A 25905-nucleotide genomic window follows, 5' to 3' on the forward strand; every position below is an offset into this window, starting at 1 on the left:
TGTTCAGGCGACGACGGGTTCGCCGCTCAGCGCGACCCCGGCCCGGCGCAGCTCGTCCAGTGCGGTGCGCGTGGTGTCGGCGGCGACGCCGGCGGTGTAGTCGAGCAGGACCCGCACGGTGAAGCCCGCGCGAGCCCCGTCCAGCGCGGTGGCCTTCACACAGTGGTCGGTCGCGATGCCGACGACGTCGAGGTCGACGACGTCACGGGCCCTCAGCCAGGCCGACAGCGTCGTGCCGTCCTGGGTCGAGCCCTCGAAACCGCTCTTGGAGGCGGAGTGGGCGCCCTTGAAGAAGACCTCGTCGACGTACCCGGACTCGACGGCGGGCGCGAACTCCGGGTGGAACTCGCCTCCCTCGCTGCCGACGACGCAGTGCACGGGGAAGGAGTTCTGGAAGTCGGGGTCGTCGGAGAAGTGGGCGCCCGGATCGATGTGGTGGTCACGGGTCGCGATGACGAAGGCGTACTGCCCGTCGGCGCTCCGGAGCAGCTCGGCGATGGCGGCGGCTCGATCGGCGCCGCCCTTCACCGGAACGCTGCCGCCCTCGCAGAAGTCCTTCTGCACGTCGACGATGATCAGTGCACGACTCATGGAAATCCCCTCTCCCCGACTGTCGCAATGAGTGTATGGGATGTCACATTGAGTGCTCTCGGGCGAGGCGGCGTGGCGTGCGGCAGCCCGGCCCTGGCCGGGGCCGGGCTCGACGACTCGTCGATCTAGCGCTTGACGGAGAGCAGCCGGTCCACGGCGAACGGGACGATCTCCGGCTGCGCCGCCTTCGTGCGCGCCGGGCTCTGGCCGCAGAGCCCCAGCAGCAGGTAGTCGACGGTGGCGTAGTCGATGGGGCTGATCACGATGTTGCCGTTCTCGTCCAGGCTCTGGTACTTCGTGCGGTTGACGCCCATGGAGAGCTGGCGGGCGCCGTCCGGGCTGGTGTAGGAGTCGGTGGCCATGCCGAAGACGCCGCCGCTGTGCCCCCAGAACCGTCCGCACGGCAGGTCGGTGGCGTAGATGCCGAGGCCGTAGGCTCCCGACACCCCGGCCACGGGCACCGTCTTCTGCATCTCGGTCAGCTCGGCGGGGCGGAGCAGCTCGCCGCGCAGCAGCTTCCGGTAGAACTGGTTGAGGTCGTCCATCGTGGACACGACCGCGCCCGCCGTGGTGATCCACGACATGTTGTAGACGCTGTAGTCCTTGGGCGGGTCGATGAAGCCGAACATCGACTCGTACGCCTTCGAGTGCGGGCCGGGGATGACCGGCGTGCGCGGGAAGGACGTGTGCCGCAGGCCCGCCTTGCGGATGACGTTGCGGGTGATGTACCGCTCGGCGTTCTCGCCCGTCACCTTCTCCAGGAGCAGGCCGGCGATCAGGTAGTTGGTGTTGGAGTAGATCCCCGGCGTGGCGCCCGGCTCGCCGGTCGGCGTGGCGGCCAGGCCCAGGTCGACCAGCTCGCGCCGGGAGAAGGTGCGGAAACGGTTGTCGTCGAGGCTCTCGAACGTGCCCTGGAGCAGCGAGGGGAAGGCCGGGCCCACGTGGTCGGCGATGTGGCTCGTGTGGTTGAGCAACATCCGTACGGTGATCTTCTGGCCGCGCTCGCCGGGCACCACGTCGGGCAGGTAACGGGCGATGGGGGCGTCCAGCTCGACGGTGCCGCGGGCCACCTGCTGGAGCAGGGCCACCGCGGTGAACGTCTTGGTGATGCTGCCGACCCGGTGCACCATGTCGGGGCGCACCGGACGGTTCGTGGCGACGTCCGCCACGCCGGCGGCGCCCCGCCAGTCGCGTTCCCCGTCGCGGACGGCGGAGTAGATGCCGTACATGCCGGCCTGATGCACGGCGTCCAGCGACCGGCGCAGCGCCTGCCGGTCGGGCCCGGTCTCCCGCGCCGGGGTGGGGGCGGCCTGGGCCGGGGTGGCCGCCGCCAACATTCCGGCGGTCAGGGCGGCGGTCAGGGCGGCGGCCGAGGCGTTCTTTCCAAGCGTCCGGATGGTCATGGCGTAAGCATGATCCGAACGCGGCTCGGCGGTCAGTCCCGGCTGTCATCGGCTCCACATGACAGGAGTCATGATCGGTGGCGCGGGGGTCCGGCCCGCTCCCCGGCCGTCTAGACGAAGAAGCCGATGATGCCGCTGATGCGGTCTCCCCTGAACTCGACCACGTCGTAGCCGGTGGCCACCGTGCCGAGCCGCCAGGTGAACAGGGCGCGGTCGTGGTGGGCGCTGATCACGGTGCCGAGGGTGAAGCGGAGGTCGCCGAACTTCCCATGGGCCCTGCCGATCGCCTCCGACAGCTCCGCGTGCCCGCGCAGGCCCGCGTAGTCGGGGTCGGAGTAGAGCGAGTCGTCGGTGAGGACGGCCGTCATGAGCGCGTCACGGGCGGCGCGGTCGCGCTCGTTCCAGATGTCGATGTACTTGAGGATGAGGTCGTCGGTGTTCATGCGGTTGCTCCTTCGAGAGTGCGGGATCGTGAGGGTTCGAGGGCGAGGGCGGTCAGGCCCCCGGCGACGGTGAGCGCCGCGGCCGCCCAACCGGCGGCGTGCAGGCCGCCGAGCAGGTCGGGCGAGGCGGTGGTGACGGCGACGATGACGGCCAGGCCCATGGCGCCGCCGATCTCCTTGGCGGTGCTGGCGATGCCGGAGGCGACGCCCTGCTCGTGCGGCGCGATGCCGGACCCGGCGGAGGCGAACAGGGTGACGAAGGCGACGCCGCCGAACAGGCCCCAGACGACGCTGCCGGGCAGCAGGGTCCAGAAGCCGCCCGCGGGTGTGGTGCCCATGACCATGAGGGCGATGCCGACGCCGGTGCCGACCGTCGAGACCGAGAGCGTCGTGCGGATGCCCCACCGGCCGAGCGCCGCCGGGGCGATCTTCACGGCGGCGAACATGCAGACCAGCGTGAGCGGCAGGAAGCTCAGCCCCGCTTGCAGGGAGCTGTAGCCGAGGACGGGTTGCAGGTAGGAGGTCAGGACGTAGTAGCCGCCGCCGAGGGTGCCCTGGAAGACGGCGATCACGATCATGGTGGTGGCCAGGGAACGGCCGCGCGCCAGCCGTAGGGGGATCAGCGGGTCGCGGGTGCGCGACTCCACCAGCAGGAACGCCGCCAGCAGGAGGGCGCCGGCGATCAGCGAGCCGTAGACGCGGGGCGAGCCCCATCCCGAGTCGGGGCCGCCGGCCAGCCCGAACACCAGCAGGGCGGCGCTCCCGGTGGCCAGGAGCGCGCCGGGCAGGTCGAAGGAGCCCGGGGTGCGGGCGGGGTCGGCGGGCAGCAGACGGGGTGCGGCCAGGGCGCACATCAGCGCCAGCGGCACGTTGACGTAGAACACCCATTCCCAGCCGAGATAGTTGGTCAGCACGCCGCCCAGCAGTGACCCGGCGGCCAGTCCCGCGCTGCCAGCCATGCCCCAGGCGCCCAGGGCCCGGTTGCGGGCCGGCCCCTCGGCGAATCCCCGGTAGATGAGCGTGAGGGTGGCGGGCGTCAGCAGCGCGCCGCCGACGCCCTGGACCGCGCGGGCGGCCACCAGCGTCTCCGAACCGTTCGCAAGCCCGCCGGCCAGCGAGGCGACGCCGTACAACGCCAGTCCGGCCATGAACATCCGGCGCGGGCCGAGGCGGTCGACGGCCCGTCCGCCGAGAAGCAGGAGGCCGCCGAGGCCGATCGCGTAGGCGCTGACCACCCATTGGACCGACGACGGGCTGAAGCCGAGCGCGTGCCCGATGTCGGGCAGCGCCACGTACACGATGTTGTAGTCGAGAGCCACGATGAGCTGCGTCAACGCCAGCAGCCCAAGGCGCAGTCGAGGCGAATCCATAGATGCCTTCCTGCATGCCGAAGAATTACTACACGGCGTTCACCATAGAGCACGGCGTTCAATAGTCAAACCCTGTAGGGTGTCGGCATGGAAGCGACCATGAGCAGACGCGAACGGCTGCGCGCCCAGACCAGCGCCGAGATCAAGGCGATCGCGCTCAAGCTCATGGCCGAAGGCGGCCCCGACGCGATCTCGCTGCGTGCCATCGCGCGCGAGATGGGCATGACGGCGGGCGCCATCTACAGCTACTTCGCCACGCGCGACGACCTGGTCACGACGCTGATCGGCGACGTCTACACCTCGCTCGTCGAGGCCGCCGAGGCGGCGCGCGACGCGGTGCCCGAGTCCGACGTCGGCGGGCGGATCATGGCCTGGGCGCAGGCCGTACGGGACTGGTCCCTGGCCAACCCCGAGGGCTTCCGGCTCATCTACGGCGACCCGGTGCCCGGCTACCGGGCGCCGGACGACAGCCCCGGCATCGTGGCCGAGGTGCGCGCCTGCACCGGCATCACCGGTCTCGTGGCCGCCGCGTGGCCGGTCGCCGGGCGCGCGAGCCAGGGCTATGACTGGGCCGACTTCGACCCCGGGCTGGTCGCGCACACCCGGGAGACGTTCCCCGACCTGCCGCCCGCGGGGCTGGCCCTGACCATGCGCGTGTGGGGGCGCATGCACGGCCTGATGGCGCTGGAGATCTACGGGCACCTGCGCGGGCTCGTCCACGACCCGGCGACCGTCTTCCGCGACGAGATGCGCGACCTCATCGCCTCACTCGGGCTGTAACGCCCCGAAGGGAAGGTTCACCCCCGCCGCCCGGCCCTCACGCGTGGCTCGGGGCGCGGCCCGGCGATGACGAAGACCGCGGCCGCGACGAGGCACAGGAACCCGGCCGCGCTCGGACCGGCCACGTTGAAGCCGTGGATCGCGGCCCCGGCTCCGCCGTAGCGGCTTCCGGCCGCGTCGCGGAGCCGGTCGCGGCCAGACATGCCGTTGGCGTTGGCGGCGGTGTCCGGGATGGGCTGCATGACGTCCCAACGCTCGTTGATCTTCGCGCGGTCCATCGCCGCGGTGCAGCGCTGCATGGACGAGGGGCACGCGCCCGTGGGCGACGCCGTCACGGTCGCGCTCGATCTCCGGTGCCGTGGGGCCCGTCGCATGCCGATGCCGATGGGCGACGAGTCTGGAAGGATCACGTCCACCCTTGCCGACGGCTTGCGACGCGACATGAAGGAGTGCTCATCGTGACACCCGAGACGGAACCGGCGACCGACCTCAACGGGTGGGAGGCCGCGCTCGCCGGCGCCTTCGCGACACTGCTCGGCGGAGAGCCGGCCGCCGACCCTGCCGCCAGGTACGGCGTGTACTACGCCTCGGACTCCCTCGACGAGTTCCTGTTCCCGAGTCCCTGGGCCACCCCTGACGCGCTGTCGGCCGGGGAGCCGAGACATCTTCCGGATTCGGACGGCGAATACCCCTTCTCCCCCTGGACGTGGCGGTTCGACCTGAGCGAGTCGCTGTTCGGCTTCGACGCCGAACTCCTGGCAGGCACGGGACCGTGGGGCGACGACGGCCACAAGGGCCCCCGGCCGTTCGACGACGCCTTCGTCGCCGACCTGCGGACCGTCTCCTCGATCGGCGAAGCCGGTGAGGCGCTGGCCCACGGCGCGGAGCTGGGGCCGCTCCTGGGCCTCCATGGCGTCGACCTGACCGGCCCGGAGTCCGGGAAACTGAACGGCTGGCTGACCGTGCTGCTGCGCGTCGCCACCGACGGCACTCTCACCGATGCGATGCGGGCCGCCACGTTCACCGAGCGCGGGCCAGGACACCTGGTGTCGGTCCACGACATGGCCCGCGTCCGCTCCGCCGAGGAGCCCTGGGAGGAAAGGCTGAGCGCGGTCACGCATCCCGCGCTCCGCGACCATCTCCGCATGCTCTGCCTCTCCGAGGGCGACGCGCGCAGCGAGGGCGGCTTCTACTACGGCACCGACCACTGGCCGTGGGCCGACGTCCTGGAGGCGGTCGGCTGCTCCCTCGTCGCAGGCTGGGGCTTCGGCGAGTCCCAGGCCGGCACCGCCGTCGTACGACTGCCGGACAAACCGGAGCCACGCTGACCACTCGCCGGCACAGTGCGTGGAAGATCGTGAGGATGTAGGCATGAGTTCATCGCAGCCCCTCGCCGCCCCCGGGTCCGAGCCGGACCACCGTTACCTGCTCGACAACGCCCGGACGGAGGCGGGCGAGCGGTTCACCTGGCTGGCCGAGCTGTTCGACGGTGTCACACGGGGGCACTTCGACCGGCTCGGCGTGCAGGAGGGCTGGCGCTGCTGGGAGGTCGGTGCCGGAGGCCCCGGCATTCCCGAGGCACTCGCCACGGCCGTCGGGCCGACCGGTTACGTGCTGGCCACGGACATCGATCCGTCCTGGCTGGACCCGCACGGCGGGTACGAGGTGCGCCGGCACGACGTCGTCGGGGACCCGCCGCCGCAGCCGGGCACGTTCGACCTGGTGCACGCCCGGCTCGTGCTCGTCCACGTGCCCGACCGTGCCCGGGCGCTGGCGACGATGGTGGCGGCCCTGCGCCCCGGCGGCCGGCTGCTGATCGAGGACGCCGACACCGAGCTGCAGCCGCTGGCCTGCCTCGACGAGGTCGGCCCGGCACAGCGGCGCGCCAACCGGCTGCGGCGCGCCGTCCGGGAGTTGATGACCCGCCGCGGGGCCGACCTGCGCTACGGCCGTACGCTGCCGCGGGCGTTGCGGACGGCCGGCCTGGTCGAGGTCTCGGCGGCCGGCTGCTTCCCGGTCGGCGGGGTGGCCTGCGACCGGCTGGAGGCCGCGACGGTGCGCATGGTCCGCGCCGAGCTGCTCGCCGCCGGGTTGGCCGACGACGCCGAGATCGACGCGCACCTGGCCGCCGTCGACGCCGGCGAGCTCGACCTCACCCTCGCGCCGCTGATCTCGGCATGGGGACGCCGCCCGGGATGAGCCGGCGGCCGGGTGGCGGTCATGGCGAGGCCGGTGCTGCCGCGCCGGACGTCAGGGCCGCCTGGACGATGCGGATCGCCTCGGTCGCGTCGATGCCGACGCTGGCGATCACGGCGGCGTAGTCCGCGGCGGCCCGGCGGGCCCGTTCCCGGCCTTCCTCGCCGGCGGCCGCCACGAACGAGCCCGCCCGGCCGCGCGTTTCGATCAGCCCCGCCTCCTCCAGCTCCCGGTAGGCCCGGCCGACCGTGTTGACGGCCAGGCCGAGGTCGGCCGCGAGGTGGCGGATGGTCGGCAGCCGGGCGCCCACGGCGAGCGTGCGGTCCTGGATCTGCCGGGCGAGCTGGGCCCGCAGCTGCTCGAACGGCGGCACCGGCGAGCCCGCATCGATGACGATCATCGCAGGCCCACCGCGCGCCGCGCCGTGGCCGCGTACGACGGCGCCCTGACGTGGACGGCGACCAAGGCGAGCACCCCCGCCACCAGGAAGCCCGCCGAGGCGGCGCTCCACCACCCGGGCGCGAACCCGGACAGCAGCACCACCGGCAGCGCCCACAGCACAGCCGGCGCGGAGCTCTCGCGCGCGTCCTCGATCCGCATGACGACGTCGGCCGTCAGCGAGACCTCGTCCTCGGCCACGACGGGCCGGGCCAGCATCTCGCGCAGTTGCAGGACGGCGCCGAGGGCGACTCCGATCACGGCGACGAGCAGCACGACGGCGGCGTGCCGTGCGGTGCCCTCGGTGACGAGCAGCGCGCTCACCCCCAGCGCGAGCGCGCAGGCGAAGGTGGCGCCCGCCATGACGGCATGGGGCCGTCCGAGCAGGGCGGCCCAGCCGAGCTGCACCGGATGGGTCACCCGCCGCGGCAGTGCCGCCCCGGCGCGCCGGTCGACGCGCCGCACCCAGGCGTCCAGCAGCACCTGGGTCAGCAACAGCGCGACGATCGACGCGCTCAGCGCCATCACCGGCACGACGCGGCTCGACCCGGACCCGCCGGAGGCGCCCGGCAGGGCGGCGACCTGTGCCAGGGAGGCCGCGACGAACAGCACGGCCAGCAGGACGCTGCCCAGCAGCCGCACCCGCCGCCGCACCGCCAGGCGCGTGGCCAGCAAGGGCGTCGGCGGGCCGTCGCTCAGACCGTGCCGCCGCAGCCAGGTCTCGGCGCACCGGATGTCCGCCGGCGGAGGTCCGGCGTCGGACATGGGAGTGTTCGTCATGCCCTCTCCTTTTGTCGCAAGCTTTGTAGCAACATGATGCGTCATTGCTTGAGACAAAGTCAACGTTCCGCGGGCTGACGGCGACCCCGTCCGGCCGATGGCGGAGATGCGGGGTGACGGGCCGAAGGCGTTCGCCGGGGACACATGTGCGGTGGTCTGCTGCGGAGGTGAAGCCGAGCTGCCCCCCTCCGCAGAGGCGCCGCGGTCCGGTGGGCCGCGTCGCCCCTGCGGGTCGGCCGACCACGCCCAGAAGCTCCTCCGGGTCCCGGGTCCCGGGTCCCGGGTTCAGCGGCCTGCGGTCGCGGTGGTGGTCAGGGGGAGGGGGAGCGGTAGGGGGTAGGTGCCGGTGAAGCAGCCGTCGCAGGTGCGGCCGCCGCCGATCGCCCGCTTCATCGCCTCCAGTGACAGGTAGCCGATCGAATCGGCCCCGATCAACTCGCCCACCTCCGGTACGGACCGGGCGCGCGCGGCCAGGTCGTGCTTCGTGCTGATGTCGACGCCGAAGAAGCAGGGCCAGCGCAGCGGGCTGGACGCGACCCGCAGGTGGACCTCCGCCGCACCCGCGCGGCGCAGTTTCGTCACGACGGCGCGGGCGGTGTTGGCGCGCACCACCGAGTCGTCGATCAGCACGACGCGGCGGCCTTCGACGGTTTCCGGGATGGCGTTCAGCTTCAGGTCGACCGCGTGCCGGCGTTCGCCGTCTGCCGGCATGATGAACGAGCGTCCCACGTAGGTGTTGCGGATCAGCGCCTCGGCGTACGGGATGCCGCTGGCCGCGGCATAACCGAGGGCCGCGGGCCGGGCGGTGTCGGGCGTGGGGACGACGACGTCCGCGGCGGCCGGGGCGTCGTGTGCCAGGGCCGCGCCCATCGCCTGCCGCACCTGCTGCACGCGCCGGCCGTTGAGCATCGAGTCGGGGCGGGCGAAGTAGACGTACTCGAAGATGCAGGTGGACGGCGCCGGCGAGGCGAAGCGATGGCTGAGGACGCCGTGCGGGCCGATGGAGAGCAGCTCACCGGGCTCGACCTCGCGCAGGAAGGCGGCGCCCACCGCGTCCAGGGCGGTGGTCTCGGAGGCGGTGATCCAGCCGCCACCGGGCAGGCGGCCCAGGCACAGGGGCCGGAAACCGTTCGGGTCGCGTGCCGCCAGCAGGCCGTCGGGCGTGGCCACCGCCAGGCTGAACGCCCCGGACACCCGGGGCAGCACGGCCAGCATCGCCGCGAGCGTGTCGCCGTCCTGGTCCGACAGCGCCCGCACGAGCACCGGGGTGTCCGCGTCCGCCTCGCCGGTGCGGTCGACGTGCCGGCGTCCGGCCAGGTCGTCAGCGTCGTCGACGGCGAGCAGGTTGCCGTTGTGCGCCAGCGCGAAGCGGTGGCCGGCGCGGGTCGATCCGAGCAGCGGCTGGATGTTGCTCTCGCCGGTGCCGCCGGCCGTCGCGTAACGCACGTGGCCCACGGCGGCGGTCGCGTGCGCGGCGTTGAGCGCCGACTCGTCGAAGACGTCCTGGACGAGGCCGGTGCCCCGGTGCCGGAACAGGCGGCCGTCGAGGGCCACCACGATGCCGGCGGAGTCCTGGCCGCGGTGCTGAAGTGCGAGTAACCCGTAGTAGGCGAGGCGGTCGAGACGATCGCCGGACGATTCCGGCTGGTAGAGGGCTACGACGCCGCAGCGCTCGCGAACTTCGTCAAAACCCACAGGAGGCCCTTCTCTGTCAGTGGATGTGGTGCATCCATCCATCGGGATCCGGTGCGATGCCGTGGTGCAGGTCGACGAGCGCGGTACGCAGCGCGCGGGTCACCGGTCCCGGCGTGCCGTCGCCGATCGTCCAGTCGCCGTCGCGGTCGCGGACCCGCCCGACCGGGGTGACGACCGCCGCGGTGCCGCAGGCGAACACCTCGGTGATGTCGCCGTCGAGGCACTGCCGGCGCCATTGCCGCAGGCCGATGCGCTCCTCGCGGGGGGTCAGGCCGAGCCGGGCGGCGAGGGTGAGCAGCGTGTCGCGGGTGACGCCGGGCAGCAGCGTGCCGGACAGCCGCGGGGTCACCACCTCGGCGCGGGAGCCGTGGCCGCGTACGAAGAACAGGTTCATGCCGCCCATCTCCTCGACCCACTCGCGTTCCGTGGCGTCGAGCCAGATGACCTGCTGGCAGCCGGCCGCCTGCGCCTGCTGCTGGGCGTTGAACGTGGGCGCGTAGTTGCCGGCGATCTTCACGTCGCCGGTGCCGCCGGGGAAGGCCCGCGGATGCTCGTGCGCGACCCAGACCGACACCGAGTCCACGTCGTCGCCGAAGAAGCCGCCGGTGACGAACGCCATCAGCAGGAACCGGTAGGTCCGCGAGGGGCGCAGCATCAGGGTCCGCTCGTCGCCGTACATGAGCGGGCGCAGGTAGAGGCTGTGCGAGGGGTCGTCGGACAGCCAGCCCTCGTCGTGGCGCACGAGGTCGTCGATGGCGGTGACGAACAGCTCGTCGGGCAGCTCCGGCATGGCCAGCCGGGCCACCGAACGGCGGAACCGGCGGGCGTTGTCCCAGGGACGGAAGACGGCCATCGACCCGTCCGGCTGCCGGTGGGCCTTGAGCCCTTCGAAGGCGACCTGCCCGTAGTGCAGTCCGACCGTGCCGGGGTGCATGGCGAGGTCGGCCAGCGGGAGCAGGACGGGCCGGGTCCACTGCTGTTCGGGCGTCCACTCGATGCCGACCATGTGATCGGTGAACGCGTCGCCGTGCCCGGGATCGATCACCGGCTTGGTGCGGGTGGCGGTGTGCAGGATGCCTGCCATGGCGGTTCCTTCCCGTGGATCGGGGTCAGACCAGGGGGACGAAGAAGAACGTGTCGCGCCGGGTGATCAGGCCGGCGTCGTCGTAGCTGAAGAAGTCCGCGAAGCGGTGACCGGCCGGCCGGTCGTCACGCAGGGTGCCGGTGAAGGAACCGTGGACGGCGGCGGTGGCGCCGTCGACGACGATGCCGGTCAGGGTGTGCCGCCCCGAGCGGATCGGCCGGTCGTGCTCGTAGAAGTGGCGCAGCTGGTCGCGGCCGATCAGCGGGGGGAACCCCGGCCGGTGGTAGCACAGGTCCGCGGCGAACAGGCCGACCAGTTCGGTGACCTGGTCGTGGTCGATGAGCTGGTAGAAGTGGCGGATGTCGGTGGTCGTGGACACGGGACCTCCTCGGCGTGGGGTGGCGGACGACGGTCAGACGCGCGACCGCGCCGGGGCCTGCAGGATCGGCCCGACGATCGCGGCCATGGCCGGGCTGACCAGGTCGCTGTGGCCGCAGTCGAGCCGGTGGACGTCGACGCGTCCGGTGGCGTAGGGCGTCCACGCGTGCCCGCCCGGCCAGTCGGCGGGCCGCCCGGCGGTGGCCTCGACGAACGTGATGTCGCCGTCGAAGGCGGCGCTTCGGTGCACCCGGGCGGCGTTGAGGTTGCTGGCGAACACGTCGAGCAGCGCGGCGATCTCCGCCTCCTCGATGCGGGCCAGCGGGCTGTCGGAGCCGCGCACGATGCGGACGAACGCCGCCCGGTCCAGCGACGCGGGCGAGCGGTCGGCGGTGAGCAGGCCCAGCTCGGCCAGCAGTTCGGCGAGCACGGCCGGATCCTCGGCGTGGACCGGCCCGCGCGCCGCGGCGACCTCGGCCGGGTAGCCGTCCAGCAGGGCCAGCAGCTCGACCCGCTCGCCGTGGCGTTGCAGGTCCACCGCCACGGCGTGGGCCACGACCGCACCGAACGACCAGCCCATCAGCCGGTACGGGCCGTGCTCCTGGACCGACCGGATCAGCGCGGTGTACTCGTCCACCATGGCCGGGACCGACCTGGTGGCACCCGGCTGCCCGAGGCCCCTGGCCTGCAGGCCGTAGAACGGCCGGCCGGGGTCGAGGTGGGGGACCAGCGCCGAGTAGCCCCAGCTGGTCCCGGTCGCCGGGTGGACGCCGAACAGCGGGACGCGGTCACCGGCGGTGCGCAGCGGCAGCAACATCGGGAACGTCTGCCTGCCGGCCCCTTCGGTGGGGTGGTCGATGTGGTGGGCGATGCCGGTGACGGTGGGGTCGGCGAAGATCTGGCGCAGGGGGAGTTCGGTGTCGAAGAGCGTCCGGATGCGGCTGACGAGCCGCATGATCAGGAGGGAGTGTCCGCCGAGGTCGAGGAAGTTGTCGGTGGGGCCGACGTCGGTGACGCCGAGGATGTCGGTGAAGAGCCCGGCGACGATCTTCTGGGTGGGGGTGGTGGTGGGTGTCCCGGTGCCGGTGATGGTGGGGCGGGGGAGTTGATCGCGGTCCACTTTGCCGGCGGTGGTGAGGGGGAGCTGAGGGATGGCGATGACGACGCTGGGGATCAGGTGTTCGGGAAGGGTCTGGGAGAGGTTGTTGCGGACGGTCGCGGTGTCCAGCTGTCGACGGGGGACGACGTAGCCGACGAGACGCCGGGTACCGGTGCTGTCGTCGGCGATGACGACGGCCTGGCTGACGGCCGGGTCCTTGACGAGGGCGGCTTCGATCTCGCCGGGCTCGACCCGGAACCCGCGGATCTTGACCTGGTCGTCACCCCGGCCGAGGAACTCCAGCTCGCCGTCGCGGCGGAACCGGGCGATGTCGCCGGTCCGGTACATCCTGGTGCCCGGCTCACCGAACAGCTCACCGAACGGGTCGGCGACGAAACGCTCGGCGGTCAGCCCCGGCCGGTTCAGGTACCCCCGGGCGACCCCGGCGCCGGCGATGTAGAGCTCCCCGGCCACGCCGGGCGCCACCGGTTCGAGCCGGGCGTCGAGGACGTACATGCGGATGTTGGCGATCGGCCGGCCGATCGGCACCGGTGAGGCCGCCGCCGGCGGGCCGTCGATGACGTGGACCGAGCAGCCGACCACGGTCTCCGTCGGGCCGTACTCGTTGATCAGCCGGGCGCCGGGACAGATCCGCTGCCAGGAGATCACCGTCTGGGGGCGCACTTCGTCGGCGCCGATCACGTACGTGCGCACCGAGTCGAGGACGGTGCCGGGGGCGAGCTGGGCGGCGAGCAGGTCGACGTGGCCGGGGGTCAGCTTGAGCAGGCTGAAGTCGCGTGGTTCGCGCAGGAGCGCGGCCAGGGCCTGACCGCCGGTGTCCGGGCCGATCAGCGTGACGTCGCGGCCGTCGATCAGCGGGAGCCAGAAGTTGGGCACCGACAGGTCGACGGCGACCGAGCCGACCAGCGGCGCCCCGGACTCGCCGTCCAGGCCGTATCCGTCCACGGCCCACCACAGGTAGTTCAGCAGCCCACGGTGGGAGATCAGCACGCCCTTGGGGCGTCCGGTCGAACCGGAGGTGTACATGGCGTACACCAGGTTGTCGCCGCTGATCGGCAGGTCCAGGTCCCGGCCGGAACGGGCCTGGATCCGGTCCCGGTCACGGCCCAGCCGGACCACGGTCGCGCCGGTCAGGCCCTCGACGGTGCCGGCGTGCTCGTCCTGCGCGACGACGACGCCGGCGCCGGTGTCGTCCAGGACGAACGCGAGCCGCTCCGCCGGGTGCGCGGGATCCAGCGGGACGTAGGCCGCGCCCGCCTTCATCACCGCCAGCAGGGCGACCAGCAGGTCGGGGCTCTCACCGGCGCAGACCCCGACGAACGACTCGGTGCCCACGCCCAGGCCGCCCAGATGCCGGGCCAGGCGGTTCGCCGCGGCGTTGAGCTCGCCGTAGGTCAGCAGCACGCCGCCGGCGTCGCGTACCGCGGGGGCCTGCGGGTCGGCGGCCGCCTGCGCCTCGATCAGCTGCGGCAGCACCGAATCCGGCAAGGCCGCGTGGGTGTCGTTCCACTCCCGCAGGATCTGGTGCCGCTGCCCGGACGAGAGCACCGGGACCTGGTCGATCCGCACGCCCGGATCGGCGGCGACCGCGGTGAGCACCCGGATCAGCCGGTCCACCAGGGCCTCGGCGCTCACCCGGTCGAAGACGTCGGTGGCGTAGCGCAGCTCGCCGTCCAGGCCGTCGTCGCCGGCCCGCTTGGTGAACGTGAGGATCAGCTCCAGCTTCGCGGGGGCGTAGTCGACCGGCTGGTCGGCGGCGGTGAGCCCGGGCAGGCCGGACATCGGCGTGGTCGCCTCGTGCAGTTCCAGCATGACCTGGACCAGCGGGTTCCAGCCCATCGAACGCGGCGGGTTGAGGGCCTCGACGACCCGCTCGAACGGCACGTCCTGGTGCTGGAACGCGGCGAGGTCGGTCTGCCGCACGCGGGCCAGCAGGTCGGTGAAGGTGGGGTCGCCCCCGGTGTCGGTGCGCAGCACGAGCGTGTTCATGAAGACGCCCACCAGGTCGGTGAGCTCCTCGTGGCCGCGTCCGGCGGTCAGCGCCCCGATCGGGATGTCGTTGCCGCATCCCAGCCGGGTCAGCAGGACGGCGAGGGCGGCCTGCAGCGTCATGAACAGGGTGACCTGCGACTCGCGGGCCAGCGTCCCGAGCTGTCCGTGCAGGCCGGCCGGGATCTCGAACCGCACGCTGTCCCCGCGGAAGGTGGCCACGGCCGGGCGCGGCCGGTCCACCGGCAGCGGCAGGTGCCCCGGCAGATCGGCCAGGGTGGTACGCCACCAGTCCAGCCGCGAGTCGTCGTGCGGCTGCCGCTGCCACAGCGCGTAGTCGGCGTACTGCACGGGCAGCCGGGGCCATTCGGGTTCGCCGCCGGTGAGCCGGGCCCGGTAGGCCGCCGCCAGATCGCGCCAGAACGGGGGCATGGACAGCGCGTCGCCGGCGATGTGGTGCAGCACCACTAGCAGCACGTGCTCGGTGTCCGACAGCGCGAACAGCGTCACGCGCAGCGGCGGGTCGCGGGTCAGGTCGAACGGCCGGGCGGCGGCGTCGGCCAGCATCCCGGCCAGCTGCCCGGCCTCGACGTCGCGCTCGACGAGACCGGCCGCCGCCTGCCCGGCGGGGATCACCTGCTGCCAGGGGCCTTCGGAGCTGTCCGGGAAGACCGTCCGCAGCGTTTCGTGGCGGGCCACCAGATCGGCGAGCGCGCCGCGCAGCGCGTCCCGGTCCAGCCGGCCGGTCAGGCGTACGGCGGCCGGGATGTTGTACGACCCGCCGTGGTCGATGCGGTTGATGAACCAGAGCCGTTGCTGCGCCGAGGACAGCGGCAGCCGGTCGGGCCGGGCCGCCGGGCGCGGCGCGGGACGGCTGCCGCCCTCCTGCCCGGTGGGGTGGTCGATGTGGTGGGCGATGCCGGTGACGGTGGCGTCGGCGAAGACCTGGCGCAGGGGGAGTTCGGTGCCGAAGAGCGTCCGGATGCGGCTGACGAGCCGCATGACGAGCAGGGAGTGCCCGCCGAGGTCGAGGAAGTTGTCGGTGGGACCGACGTCGGTGACGCCGAGGATGTCGGTGAAGAGCCCGGCGACGATCTCCTGGGTGGGGGTGGTGGTGGGCGTCCCGGTGCCGGTGATGGTGGGGCGGGGGAGCCGGCGGCGGTCCACTTTGCCGGTGGTGGTGAGGGGGAGGTGCGGGATGGCGACGACGACGCTGGGGACGAGGTGTTCCGGGAGGGTCCGGGAGAGATCGTTGCGGATGGTCGCGGTGTCGAGCTGTTGGTGGGGGATGTCGGCCGGGGGGACGACGTAGCCGACGAGGCGGCGGGTGCCGGTGCTGTCGTCGGCGATGACGACGGCCTGGCTGACGGCCGGGTCCCTGACGAGGGCGGCTTCGATCTCGCCGGGCTCGACCCGGAACCCGCGGATCTTGACCTGGTCGTCACCCCGGCCGAGGAACTCCAGCACACCGTCGGCCCGCCAGCGCACCAGATCGCCGGTGCGGTACATCCGCGCCCCCGCGACGAACGGATTGGCGACGAACCGGGCGGCGGTCAGGCCGGGCTGCCCCAGATAGCCGCGGGCCAGCCCCAGACCCGCCATGTACAGCTCGCCGGTGACGCCCACCGGCACCGGACGCAGGCAACGATCCAGCACGTACGTCTGCTTGTTGCGCAGCGGACGTCCGACGGGGACCGGGCCGCCGGCCGTGTCGCGCACGTCGATGCGGTGGGTCGTGGTGAAGATGGTGCTCTCCACCGGCGAATAGCCGTTGACCAGCAGCAGGTCCGGACGTGCCCGCAGCAGCCGCTCGACGTGCGCCGGCGAGGCCGGCTCGCCGCCGGTGAGCACCTGCGCGACCGTGGCGAACACCTCCGGATGCTGATCGATCATCAGGTTCAGCAGGCTGGCCGACAGATGCAGCGTGGTGACCGCGTGCCTGGCCACCGCGTCGCGGATCGCCGCCGGGTCGGGCCGCCCGCCGTTCTGCAGCACGCAGGCGCCGCCGAACAGCAGAGCGCCGAACAGCTCCAGGGCGAACGCGTCCCAGGACACCGGTGAACACTGCAGCCACACCTCACCTGGGCCCATCCGGGCGAAGTCCTGGCCCTGCAGGGTGCTCACGATCGCCAGGTGGGGCGTCGCCACGCCCTTGGGCACGCCGGTGGACCCGGAGGTGAACATCACGCACGCCAGGTCCTGCGGCCCGGCGACCGGCGGCAGGCCCGACGACGGCCGGACCGCGATCGCCGGCGCGTCGCGGCGCAGGTCGACCGTCCTCACGGGGCCGGCCTCGGCGCGGTCGCGGCCGACGACCAGCCGCACCCCGGCGTCGCGGATCACCGCGTCGCGCCGGGCCTCGGGCAGCGCCGGATCCAGCACGGTGTACGCGGCGCCGGCCTTGAGCACCGCCAGCACCGCCGTCACCAGGTCGGCGTCGCGCTCCAGCAGGACGCCCACCACGTCGCCGCGCTCGACGCCCTGCTCGTCCAGGTGCCGGGCCAGCCGGTTGGCCCGCTCGTCGAGCTCGCCGTAGGACACGGCGCCGCCGTCCACGTCGATCACCGCGACGGCTCCGGGGTTCGCGCGCGCCTGGGCCTCGAACAGCTGCGGCACGGTGTGGGCGGGCGGCACGCCGGCGGTGTCGTTCCACTCGGCCAGCACCCGGTGCCGTTCGTCGGCAGTGAGCAGATCGAGCTGCCCGATCGGGATCCCGGCGTCGGCGGCGACCGCCTCCAGAACGGTGACCAGCCGCGCCATCAGGGCGCTGACGTCCCCGGCGGCGAGCATGTCGGTGCGGAAGTGCAGGCGCAGCTCCACCTGGTCGCCGGGCTCGACCACCAGCGACAGCGGGTAGTGCGTGGTGTCGCGGAACCCGACCTTCGCCCGGACCGCGCCGCCGCCGGGCAGGTTCACCGTGAGGTCCCCGTCCGGGAAGTTGTCGAAGACGATCGTGGTGTCGAACAGCGGGCCGGACCGGCCGTCGCGCCGCTGGATCTCGGCCAGGCCCAGATGATCGTGCTCGTACAGGGCGAGGCGCTGCTCCTGGACGGCGGCCAGCAGGGTGCTCAGCGAGTCGGTGTGCCGCCAGGTCACCCGCACCGGCACGGTGTTGATCAGCATGCCCACCATGGCGTCGGACCCGGGCAGGTCGGCCGGCCGCCCCCCGACGGTGGCGCCGAACACCACGTCGTCGCGGCCGGTCAGCTGGCCCAGCACGACGCCCCAGGCGGCCTGGAGCACCGTGTTGAGCGTGACGCCGTGTTCCCTGGCCTGTCGCCGCAGGCCGTCCGACAGGTCGAGCGGCAGACCCCGGACGACGTCGTCGCGCTCACCGCCACCGGACGGACGGCCCCCGGAGCCGGTGAGCACCCCCTGGACCAGGGTCGCCTCGTCCAGCCCGGACAGCGCGCGCGCCCAGGCGTCGCGGGCCGCGCCGTGATCCTGACGCTCCAGCCAGCGCAGATAGTCGCGGTACGGCGCCACCGGCGGCAGGCCGTCGTCGCGCCCGCCGGCGGCCAGCACGTCCAGCAGCTCGCGCAGCAGCAGCGCCGTGGACCAGCCGTCGAGCAGCAGGTGGTGCACGGTCATCACCAGGCGGTGCCGCCGTTGGCCGAGCCGGATCAGGGTGAACCGCATCAGCGGCGGGCGGTCCAGCGCGAACCCCCGGGCCCAGTCCTGTTCGGCCTGTACGGCGGCCTCCTTCCGCGCCGCGCCCGGATCGCGGTCGGACAGGTCGATCTCGCGCCACCGCAGGGGCGCCTCGCGGTGGACCACCTGGACCGGGCTGCCGGAGCGGCGGGTGTGGAAGCCCGCCCGCAGGTTGCCGTGCCGGCGCGTCACCGACTCCGCGGCCTGTCGCAGATGGCCGGCGTCCACGTCGCCGTCGAGGTCGACGGTGAACTGCGCGACGTACAGGCTCGACGCCTCGCTCTCCAGCCGGGCGTGGAACAGCAGACCTTCCTGAAGCGGGGAGAGCGGCAGGATGTCCTCGATCGGTGACGGCGTGCTGGTCGTCATGTCAGCTCCTTCTGCTGGCCGCGGTCACGACCGGATCGCGTTGAGTTCCGCTTCGAGTTCCGCCAGCTCCGCCGCGCTGACCGAGCGCAACGTCAGGTCGCGCGGCGCAGCGGCGTCGGCGGCGGTGTCGTCGGCGAGCCGGGTCAGCAGGCGGAACCAGGTCTCGGCGAGCCGGGTCACCTCGGGCCGGGTCAGCGCGCCGGCGGCCCAGGACCAGGTCGCGCGCAGCACCGGCCCGCCGGCGCCGTCGACCACCGCCGCGTTGACCTCGACGGCGTGCGCCGTCGGCATGCCGGCACCGAAGCAGTCCAGGCCCACGCCGAAGTCCGCGACGATCGTCCAGTCGCCGGTGCCGCCGCCGTCGAAGCGGCCCAGGTAGTTGAACCCGATCTCCGGCTCGGTCCCCGTGACGCGCTCGCCGGGCGCGCGCAGGTACCGGTGCAGGCCGTACTCCAGGCCCTTGTCCGGGAGCTCCCGCAACTGCTCGCGTACCAGCCGCAGAGCGGCCCGCGGGTCGTCCCCGTCGTTGTCACCGGCCTCCAGCAGCCGGACCGGGAACAGGGTGGTGAACCAGCCGACGGTCCGGGACAGATCGGTGCCGTCGCGGTCCTCCCGTCCGTGGCCCTCGACGTCCACCACGACCGGCCGGTCCGGCGTGCCGTCGCGGCGGGCCTGCTCGCGCACGGCCAGGGCGAGGCCGGTGAGCAGCAGCTCGTTGACCGTGGGGGAGTCCGGGCCCACCAGCCGCTCGGTGGTGGCGGGGTCCAGGTCGAGCGTGAGCAGGCGGTCCGCTGACTCGTGGTCGGTCCGGGCGTCCGACGGCCGTCCGAGGCGGGCGCGGCCGGCGTCGAGCACCGACGACCAGTACGCCGCCGCGCCCGGCCGGGCGCCGGAGCGTGCCTCGTCGTTCAGCAGCCGCGCCCAGGTGCGGAAGGACGTCGCCGCGGGCGCGGGCCGCCATCCGGCGCCGCCGTGCCAGGCTTCGCGCAGGTCGTGGAGCAGGACGCGCCACGAGACGCCGTCCACGCACAGATGGTTGACGACCAGGCCGAGCATGGCCTGCCGCCCGGGCTCGGCGCTGAACCAGACCGCCTGGACCAGCCGTCCCCCGTCGAGGCTCAGGCGCTGTTGCGCGGCGGCGAGCTCCGCGCGGATCAGCTCGTCGGCGGCCTCGCCGGTGCGGCCGTTCAGCGGCACCTCGGTCAGGCACTGCCGGGCGTCCACGTCGTCCGGTGCGGGCACGAGCAGTTCCCACTGCCCGTCGGCGGTGATCCGGCGGCGGGCCCGCAGCATGTCGTGGACCTCCAGCAGGCGCCGCAGCACGCCGGTCAGCCACTCGCCGGTGACCTGCGCGGGGATCCGCAGCACCAGCCGCTGGCAGAACGCGTCGGCCGGCCCGCCCCGCTCGCGCAGCCAGTGCACGATCGGAGTCAGCGGCACGGCGCCCCGACCGGCCTCGGGCGCCTCGGCGGCGACGGCGGGCGCGGGGCGCGACAGCGCGCGCTCGGCGAGCTCGGCGACCGACCGGGCGCCCATGACGTCGCGCACGGTCACCGGCAGCCCGGCGCGGGTGATCTGCCCGGCGGCGTCGATGGCCTGGATGCTGTCGCCGCCCAGCCGCAGGAAGCCGTCGTCGGGATGGACCGCCGGCAGGGCCAGGACCTCGGCCAGAATGCCGCAGACCAGCCGTTCCGGGTCGGTGCGGGCGGCCCGGCCGCCGCCGGTCCGCGGCGGTTCGATCGCGGCCAGGGCGGCCCGGTCGAGCTTGCCGTTGGCGGTGACCGGCAGCTCGTCCAGCGTGACGTAGCGGGCGGGCACCATGTGCGCCGGCAGGCGCTCGGCCAGGTACGCCTCCAGGGCGTCGCCCGTCACCGGCTCGGCGGTGACCAGGTAGCCCACCAGGTGCTGGTGGCCCCCGGCGTTTCCACGGACCAGCACCGCGGCCTGCTCGACCGCCGGGTGGCCGGTCAGCGCCGACTCGATCTCGCCGAGCTCGATGCGCTGTCCGCGTAGTTTGACCTGGTTGTCGACCCGGCCGGCGTACTCGAACGCGCCGTCGGGCCGGCGCCGGCCGAGATCGCCGGTCCGGTACATGCGCTCGCCCGCGGCGCCGAACGGGTCGGCCACGAAGCGGGTGGCGGTGAGCCCGGGCCGGCCCAGGTAGCCGCGGGCCAGCTGGACGCCGGTCAGGTACAACTCGCCGACCTCGCCGTCGGCGACCGGACGTAGCGCGCCGTCGAGCACGTGCACCCCGGTGTTCCACACCGGCCGCCCGATCGGCACCGGGACGTCCGGCATGCCCGGTGGGCAGGGCCACGCGGTCACGTCCACGGCGGCCTCGGTGGGGCCGTAGAGGTTGTGCAGCTCGGCGTCGTGTGCCTGGTGGAAGCGGTGGACCGTCTCGGCGGGCAGGGCCTCACCGCTGCACAGCACCCGCCGCACGCTGGGCAACGGTGTCCCGGGCCGGGCCCGGAGGAAGGCGGCGAGCATCGACGGCACGAAGTGCAGGGTGGTGATCCGCTCGCGGTCGATGACCTCGGCCAGGTAGGCGGGGTCGCGGTGGCCGTCCGGGCGGGCCATGACCAGCGTCGCGCCCTGCAGCAGCGGCCAGAAGAACTCCCACACGGACACGTCGAAGCCGGCCGGGGTCTTCTGCAGCACCCGGTCGTCGGGCCGCAGGCCGTACTGCGCCTGCATCCAGGCCAGGCGGTTGACGATGGCCCGATGGCTGATCCCGACGCCTTTGGGACGTCCGGTCGAGCCGGAGGTGTAGATGACGTACGCCAGGTTGCCGGGCCGGACCTCGGGCAGCGTGACCGACGGCGCACCGGCGTCGGCGACGTCGACGGTGACGACGCCCTCGAAGGCGTCACCGGCTCCGGACGTGACGGCGGCGACGGCTCCGGCGTCGGCCAGCAGGAAACGCAGCCGCCGCGGCGGGTCGCCGGGCTCCAGCGGCAGGTACGCGGCGCCGGACTTGATCACCGCGACGATCGCCACGACCAGGCCGGCGCCGCGGGGCACGGCGACGGCGACGACCCGCTCCGGGCCGGCCCCGGCGTGCCGCAGCCGCCGGGCCAGCCGGTCGGTGCGGGCGTCGAGCTCGGCGTAGGTGAGGCAGGCGTCCTCGGCGACCACCGCGGGGGCCCGCGGGGTCCGGGCCGCCTGCTCCCGCAGCAGGCCGACCAGGGTTCCGGCCGGGACGACCGGGGAGTCCTGGGTCATGGCGTCACCGTTCCCGTCCCGTCCATCTCGGCGGCGAGGCCGGCCGGCCGCAGGTCCGTCCAGTTCTGCTCGACGTAGCGCAGGCAGGCGTCGCGGGTGTCGCCGCCGTGCGCCACCGACCAGCCGGCCGGTACGGCGGCCGTGACCGGCCACAACGAGTGCTGGCGCTCCGCGTTGACCAGCACGAAGTATCGGTCGTTGTCGGACTCGAACGGATTGGTCACGGCGCTACTCCTTGCAGCTCGGGCGTGTGGTCGGCGGGGGAGCCGGCCGGGTTCCAGACGTCGTGCGGGCTCAGCGCGGCGGGCGCGTACTGGCCGAGGGCGCTGATCAGCATCCGCATCTCCAGCTCCAGGCATCGGACCAGCCGGACCAGGCCGGACGCGGGGTCCTCGTCGGCGGCCAGCATGGCCGCGCGGCCCAGCCCGACGGCGGTGGCGCCCAGCGCCATGCACTTCACCGCGCGGGTGCCCTCCCACATGCGGCCGGACACCAGCAGGCCGGGCCGGTCCGGGCCCAGCCGGCGCAGGCACTCGTGCAGCGGCAGGCCCACGTGTCCGAGGAAGGCCGACGGCGCCCAGCCGGTGCCGCCCTCCGCGCCGTCGACCGTGACGGCGTCGGCCCCGGCGGCCCGCGCGACGGTGGCGGCCTCGGCGACGTCGCGACCCGGGTGCAGTTTCACCCAGATCCGCACCCGCGGGAAGTTGTTGCGCATGAAGCGGATCTGCTGGGCCAGGATCTCGGCGGTGAAGGTGCCCGGCGTGCCGCACCGCAGCAGCGCCGCGGAGCCGGAACCGGAGCCGGCGTCGGCGTCGGAGCCGGCGTCGAGCAGTTCCTCCAGGGCGTAGCGGTCCGCCAGCCGCCGCGCGGCCGCCTGGTCCACCAGGGTCATGCCGCCGAGACCGGGTTTGGCGCCCTGGCCGAGCTTGAGCTCGAACGCCAGCCGGCCGGAGTCGAGCAGCCGCTGCGTGGACGGGTCGCCGTAGACCAGCTGCCAGACCTCGGCGTCGGCGTCCTCGGTGCTCTGCTGCACGACGACCCCGCCGGTCGCGTCGTCGGCCTCGGCGGCGTAGGCGCGCAGCCGCGACAGCAGGGACCGGCCCGCCGGTTCGCTGTCGCGGCCGAAGCCGTTGACGGGCACGACGTTCTCGCCGATCACCATCGGCAGGCCCAGGCTCGCCGCCTGCCGGCTGACCGCCAGGCCCAGCTCGTGGCCGGCGGCCCGGGTCGAGCCGAACGCGGAGACGTACACCGGCAGCGGCGAGCGCAGGGCGCCGATCACGGTCGACAGGTCGACGTCGCGGTAGGTGGGTTCGCGGCCGAGCTCGATCAGCTTCTCCAGCCGGTTCGGCATGAACACCGGCGGCACCAGCCGGGCGGACTCCAGCGGGTCGTCGCCGGCGGTGTCCTGGGCGCCGAACAGGGAGCCGAACAGGGCGCTGCCGTAGCCGCCGGCGTCCGGGAACAGGGCCGCGACGCCGTGGCGCGCCCGTCGGCGTATCGGCTGCTCGGGGAACCCGTGCGCGACGAGCCCGGTCACGGCGTCGCCGTCCCGGGCAGCTTCGGGTAGGCGCTGGCCTGCCAGACCGCGTCGAGCCCGGCGACGTAGCGGGTCAGCCGTTCGAGGCCGAGGCCGAAGCCCGCGCTGGCCGGGACGCCGGTGCGCAGCAGGTCGAGGTACCACTGGTACTTGGCGGGATTCTCGCCGGACTCGCGGATGCGGGCGACGACCCGCCGGTAACCGGACTCGCGTTCGCTGCCGCTGGCCAGCTCGCCGTACCCCTCGGGGGCGATCAGGTCGAAGTTGCGCAGCACGCCGGGCTCGGTCTCGCTCTCGCGGTCGTAGAACCCCCGGCTGCCCTTCGGGTAGTCGACGATGAAGAACGGCCGGGCGGCCTTGGCGGACAACTTCGCCTCGCCCGGCCAGTCGATCTCGGAGTCCGCCTGCTGCGAGTCGTGCCCGATGGCGTGCAACGTGCGTACCGCGTCGGCGTGCGTCATCCGGTCGAAGTCGCCCTCGCCGTAGCCGGCGAACGCGCCGGGGTCGCGGCCGAGGGTCTCCAGGGCGTCGGGCCGCAGGCTCGCGGTGCGGGTCACGATGTGCCGGAGCAGGTTCTGCGCCAGCTCGACGGCCTCGTCGCGGGAGGCGCCGGCCATCTCGACGTCGATCTGGTGGAACTCGACCAGGTGCCGATCGGTGGCGGCGGTCTCCAGCGGCTCCAGCCGCACGCACGGCGAGATGAAGAAGATCTTGTCGAACATCAGCAGCGACGCCTGTTTGTACAGGATGGCGCTGGTCATGAGCTTGTACCGGGAACCGTAGAGGTCGACGTCGGCCGGCTTCGCGCCGCGCCCGCCGGGGTCGGTCACCGGTCCGATGATCGGCGCCTGCAGCTCCATGAACCCGGCCGCGGTCAGGAACTCCCGGGCGCAGGCCAGCACCTGGCCCTGGACGGTCAGGGCCGCCCGGGTGACGGGTGAGGTCAGGTGGTCACGTAGCTCCGGCATCGGTCCCCGCGTCATGGGATTCACCTCGTTGTTCGTCGAAGGTTCGCTGTACGTACGACAGGGCGGCCAGCAGGTCGCCGGCGCGCATGCGGTGGCGCGTCGGTTCCACCAGGTCGCCGAGGGGCAGTGAGCCGATCCGCGACCAGCGCAGGACGCCGTCGCCGTCCAGGAAGCTGCGGGTGCGGCCCTGGTTGTCCGGGTGCAGGCAGTACGGGACGTCCAGGTAGCCGTGCCGGAACGCGCGGATCAGGGCGGTCCCGACGTCCGGGTCGAGATCCAGCACCGCCTCGATCAACGCGCGGGCCTGGGCCAGCACGCCGGTGTCGGCGACCGCGGGGAGGGGCGCGGTCCGCGCCCGCGCCGCCGCGCGCTCGGCGGTGCGCAGGGCCTGCACGTTCTCGGCGACCGTCGGGATCCGGTACGCCTCGGCGGTGGTCTTCACGATCAGCCGGGCGGCGCCGCTGTGGACGGTCAGCCGAGCCGCCTGCCTCAGCAACCGCGAAGCGCCGTGCGCGGTCCGCGGATACAACCCCATGTAGGCGTAGACGACGATGTGCCAGTCCAGGCCGCCGAGCCGTTCGGCGGCCAGGGTGCGCAGCGCGCCGACCGCCTCGCGGTCCTGTGCCTCGTTGGTCTGCTGGGCGTAGCTGAGCGAGACGCTGCGCAGCCCGTGCTGGGCGAAGAACAGCGCCTCCAGCAGGCTGAGCGCCACCAGCATGGCGGGCGGGGTCAGCTGGCCGAGCATGCAGCCGCCGAACGTCTCCAGATGCGGTTCGCGGTCCGGGCCGATACCGGCGGCGAGCATGCCGGCGCAGCGGGCCCAGTTCGACACCGACTCGGTCAGCGGCGTGCGGGAGTAGGGCAGGCAGTAGGAGATCGGCCCGCCCTCGGTGGCGTCCAGGCCGGCGGCCAGCGCCGTGGCGACGATCGGCCGTGGGTCGGCGGAGCCGTGCCGGACCTGGACCGGGAACGTCCTGTCGCGCACGCCGTCGAGCATCCGCCGGATCGCGTCGGCGCCGTGCGCGACGATCGGGAAGCCGTTGAGGTCCTCGCCCGCGGTCAGCGCCCGGCGCGCCGACGCGTGGTCGCCGACCCTGGTGTAACTGTCCACGGTGATGGTTCCCGCGGTGGTGCGGGCGGCGTCGCGGGTGGCCTCCAGCCCGGCGCGGGTACGGCTCAGCGAGCTGAAGCCCATCCGGGGCTGGACCACGACCCGGCGGTCGGCGGCCGCCGCGGCGACGAACGCGCCGAACGCGTACTCGGCGGTGGTCATCGCGCCGGGACCGTCGCGGCGTAGGCCAGCAGCTCGCTCACCTGCTCCCCGAAGACCCGGTCGAAGCCCGCCGCGAGCAGTTCGGGCGCGAGGCGGGAGTTGGGCCGGCCGGCGATGCCGAGCTTGCCGCCGATCACCGCGGGCACGCCGGCGGTCTGCGGGCACTGTCTCAGGCGTCGTGCCGCCCGGGCGGCGTCGTGCCGGCCGTGCCCGTTGACGCTGCTCATCACCAGCAGGTCGGGACGCAGGTCGCGGCAGCGGTCGATCAGCAGGTCGTCCGGTACGCAGGCGCCCAGGTTGGCCACCGCGTGACCGGCCTCCTCCAGCAGCAGCTGCAGGTAGACCAGGTTCCAGGTGTGCGCGTCGGAGGACGTGCCGGACAGCAGGACGGTGAGATGCCCGCGGCCGGACCGGACGGGTACCTCCGGTGCGGCGGCGGCGACTGCGGTGGCAAGCACGCGGCCATCCCTTCTGGTGGCGGGCGGGGCTCGTTCACGTCTGGGCCATCGTGGAGGGCGGGCCTACCGGGGAGCTGTCGCCGTCCTATCGGCGATCTCTCACCGCGCCACCCGACGCCACCCGACGCCGCCGGACGCCGCCGATATGCCGGTG

Annotated in this window: 20 protein-coding genes; 3 read left to right on the forward strand and 17 right to left on the reverse strand. The window is 73.5% G+C overall.

What is annotated here, in order from left to right:
• Positions 1–3: 3 nt before the first annotated feature.
• From ABZ815_RS43055 to ABZ815_RS43070, 4 genes are all read right to left on the reverse strand, one after another.
• Entirely contained in the window at positions 4–591 is a 588-nt protein-coding gene (locus tag ABZ815_RS43055; protein WP_357707304.1) for an isochorismatase family protein, read from the reverse strand.
• A 125-nt stretch (positions 592–716) separates the two neighbouring features.
• Entirely contained in the window at positions 717–1994 is a 1278-nt protein-coding gene (locus ABZ815_RS43060) for a serine hydrolase domain-containing protein (RefSeq protein ID WP_357707305.1), read from the reverse strand.
• 110 nt (positions 1995–2104) lie between these two features.
• Positions 2105–2437 carry a nuclear transport factor 2 family protein gene (locus ABZ815_RS43065; protein WP_357707306.1) on the reverse strand — a complete coding sequence of 111 codons (333 nt, stop codon included), beginning with the start codon at positions 2435–2437 and terminating at the stop codon, positions 2105–2107.
• Complete coding sequence (locus tag ABZ815_RS43070) at positions 2434–3807, reverse strand: MFS transporter (protein WP_357707307.1); 1374 nt, start codon at positions 3805–3807, stop codon at positions 2434–2436. The genes ABZ815_RS43065 and ABZ815_RS43070 overlap by 4 nt, the downstream gene beginning before the upstream one ends.
• Before the next feature lie 99 nt (positions 3808–3906).
• On the opposite strand from ABZ815_RS43070, the gene ABZ815_RS43075 reads away from it, so the two are divergent.
• The gene (locus ABZ815_RS43075; RefSeq protein ID WP_357707308.1) at positions 3907–4587 is read left to right on the forward strand and encodes a TetR/AcrR family transcriptional regulator; all 681 of its coding nucleotides are present in this window, start codon (positions 3907–3909) and stop codon (positions 4585–4587) included.
• 17 nt (positions 4588–4604) lie between these two features.
• Here the strand turns inward: ABZ815_RS43075 and ABZ815_RS43080 are convergent, their stop codons facing one another.
• A complete protein-coding gene (locus ABZ815_RS43080; RefSeq protein WP_357707309.1) occupies positions 4605–4922 on the reverse strand; it encodes a hypothetical protein in 318 nt (105 codons plus the stop codon).
• A gap of 123 nt (positions 4923–5045) precedes the next feature.
• Between ABZ815_RS43080 and ABZ815_RS43085 the strand changes: the two genes are divergently transcribed.
• Together ABZ815_RS43085 and ABZ815_RS43090 are read left to right on the forward strand one after the other, a co-directional pair.
• Positions 5046–5915 (forward strand): hypothetical protein, encoded by an 870-nt coding sequence (locus ABZ815_RS43085; RefSeq protein WP_357707310.1) that lies wholly within the window; start codon positions 5046–5048, stop codon positions 5913–5915.
• 43 nt (positions 5916–5958) lie between these two features.
• A complete protein-coding gene (locus ABZ815_RS43090) occupies positions 5959–6786 on the forward strand; it encodes a methyltransferase domain-containing protein (RefSeq protein WP_357707311.1) in 828 nt (275 codons plus the stop codon).
• Positions 6787–6805: 19 nt separating this feature from the next.
• On the opposite strand, the gene ABZ815_RS43095 is transcribed toward ABZ815_RS43090, so the two are convergent.
• From ABZ815_RS43095 to ABZ815_RS43150, 12 genes are all read right to left on the reverse strand, one after another.
• A complete protein-coding gene (locus tag ABZ815_RS43095) occupies positions 6806–7183 on the reverse strand; it encodes a GntR family transcriptional regulator (protein WP_357707312.1) in 378 nt (125 codons plus the stop codon).
• On the reverse strand, positions 7180–8001 hold the full coding sequence (locus tag ABZ815_RS43100) for a hypothetical protein (protein ID WP_357707313.1): 822 nt from the start codon (positions 7999–8001) through the stop codon (positions 7180–7182). The genes ABZ815_RS43095 and ABZ815_RS43100 overlap by 4 nt, the downstream gene beginning before the upstream one ends.
• Before the next feature lie 285 nt (positions 8002–8286).
• A complete protein-coding gene (purF, locus tag ABZ815_RS43105) occupies positions 8287–9696 on the reverse strand; it encodes an amidophosphoribosyltransferase (RefSeq protein ID WP_357707314.1) in 1410 nt (469 codons plus the stop codon).
• 16 nt (positions 9697–9712) lie between these two features.
• On the reverse strand, positions 9713–10780 hold the full coding sequence (locus tag ABZ815_RS43110) for a branched-chain amino acid aminotransferase (RefSeq protein ID WP_357707316.1): 1068 nt from the start codon (positions 10778–10780) through the stop codon (positions 9713–9715).
• Between the two features lie 25 nt (positions 10781–10805).
• A complete protein-coding gene (locus tag ABZ815_RS43115) occupies positions 10806–11159 on the reverse strand; it encodes a nuclear transport factor 2 family protein (RefSeq protein ID WP_357707318.1) in 354 nt (117 codons plus the stop codon).
• Positions 11160–11192: 33 nt separating this feature from the next.
• Entirely contained in the window at positions 11193–18287 is a 7095-nt protein-coding gene (locus ABZ815_RS43120) for an amino acid adenylation domain-containing protein (protein WP_357707319.1), read from the reverse strand.
• A gap of 24 nt (positions 18288–18311) precedes the next feature.
• Positions 18312–21512 carry an amino acid adenylation domain-containing protein gene (locus tag ABZ815_RS43125; protein WP_357707320.1) on the reverse strand — a complete coding sequence of 1067 codons (3201 nt, stop codon included), beginning with the start codon at positions 21510–21512 and terminating at the stop codon, positions 18312–18314.
• The gene (locus ABZ815_RS43130) at positions 21509–21736 is read right to left on the reverse strand and encodes an MbtH family protein (RefSeq protein WP_357707321.1); all 228 of its coding nucleotides are present in this window, start codon (positions 21734–21736) and stop codon (positions 21509–21511) included. The genes ABZ815_RS43125 and ABZ815_RS43130 overlap by 4 nt, the downstream gene beginning before the upstream one ends.
• Entirely contained in the window at positions 21733–23052 is a 1320-nt protein-coding gene (locus tag ABZ815_RS43135) for a glutamate synthase-related protein (protein ID WP_357707322.1), read from the reverse strand. Before ABZ815_RS43135 ends, ABZ815_RS43130 begins: the two co-directional genes overlap by 4 nt.
• Positions 23049–24035 (reverse strand): asparagine synthetase A, encoded by a 987-nt coding sequence (locus ABZ815_RS43140; protein WP_357707324.1) that lies wholly within the window; start codon positions 24033–24035, stop codon positions 23049–23051. The genes ABZ815_RS43135 and ABZ815_RS43140 overlap by 4 nt, the downstream gene beginning before the upstream one ends.
• Positions 24004–25293 carry a methylaspartate mutase gene (locus ABZ815_RS43145; RefSeq protein WP_357707325.1) on the reverse strand — a complete coding sequence of 430 codons (1290 nt, stop codon included), beginning with the start codon at positions 25291–25293 and terminating at the stop codon, positions 24004–24006. The genes ABZ815_RS43140 and ABZ815_RS43145 overlap by 32 nt, the downstream gene beginning before the upstream one ends.
• Positions 25290–25751 (reverse strand): cobalamin-dependent protein, encoded by a 462-nt coding sequence (locus ABZ815_RS43150; RefSeq protein WP_357707326.1) that lies wholly within the window; start codon positions 25749–25751, stop codon positions 25290–25292. Before ABZ815_RS43150 ends, ABZ815_RS43145 begins: the two co-directional genes overlap by 4 nt.
• Positions 25752–25905 lie beyond the last annotated feature (154 nt).

Origin of the sequence: Nonomuraea sp. NPDC047529, assembly GCF_040642995.1 — a bacterium.
Taxonomy (GTDB): domain Bacteria; phylum Actinomycetota; class Actinomycetes; order Streptosporangiales; family Streptosporangiaceae; genus Nonomuraea.

Bases quoted from the DNA above. Each gene is read 5' to 3' on its own strand.
- ABZ815_RS43125 (WP_357707320.1), bottom strand. From the start codon at position 21,512: ATGACCCAGGACTCCCCGGTCGTCCCGGCCGGAACCCTGGTCGGCCTG.
- ABZ815_RS43095 (WP_357707312.1), bottom strand. From the start codon at position 7,183: ATGATCGTCATCGATGCGGGCTCGCCGGTGCCGCCGTTCGAGCAGCTG.
- ABZ815_RS43075 (WP_357707308.1), top strand. From the start codon at position 3,907: ATGAGCAGACGCGAACGGCTGCGCGCCCAGACCAGCGCCGAGATCAAG.
- ABZ815_RS43060 (WP_357707305.1), bottom strand. From the start codon at position 1,994: ATGACCATCCGGACGCTTGGAAAGAACGCCTCGGCCGCCGCCCTGACC.
- ABZ815_RS43140 (WP_357707324.1), bottom strand. From the start codon at position 24,035: ATGACGCGGGGACCGATGCCGGAGCTACGTGACCACCTGACCTCACCC.
- ABZ815_RS43145 (WP_357707325.1), bottom strand. From the start codon at position 25,293: ATGACCACCGCCGAGTACGCGTTCGGCGCGTTCGTCGCCGCGGCGGCC.
- ABZ815_RS43120 (WP_357707319.1), bottom strand. From the start codon at position 18,287: ATGACGACCAGCACGCCGTCACCGATCGAGGACATCCTGCCGCTCTCC.
- ABZ815_RS43070 (WP_357707307.1), bottom strand. From the start codon at position 3,807: ATGGATTCGCCTCGACTGCGCCTTGGGCTGCTGGCGTTGACGCAGCTC.
- ABZ815_RS43110 (WP_357707316.1), bottom strand. From the start codon at position 10,780: ATGGCAGGCATCCTGCACACCGCCACCCGCACCAAGCCGGTGATCGAT.
- ABZ815_RS43100 (WP_357707313.1), bottom strand. From the start codon at position 8,001: ATGACGAACACTCCCATGTCCGACGCCGGACCTCCGCCGGCGGACATC.
- ABZ815_RS43055 (WP_357707304.1), bottom strand. From the start codon at position 591: ATGAGTCGTGCACTGATCATCGTCGACGTGCAGAAGGACTTCTGCGAG.
- ABZ815_RS43090 (WP_357707311.1), top strand. From the start codon at position 5,959: ATGAGTTCATCGCAGCCCCTCGCCGCCCCCGGGTCCGAGCCGGACCAC.
- ABZ815_RS43065 (WP_357707306.1), bottom strand. From the start codon at position 2,437: ATGAACACCGACGACCTCATCCTCAAGTACATCGACATCTGGAACGAG.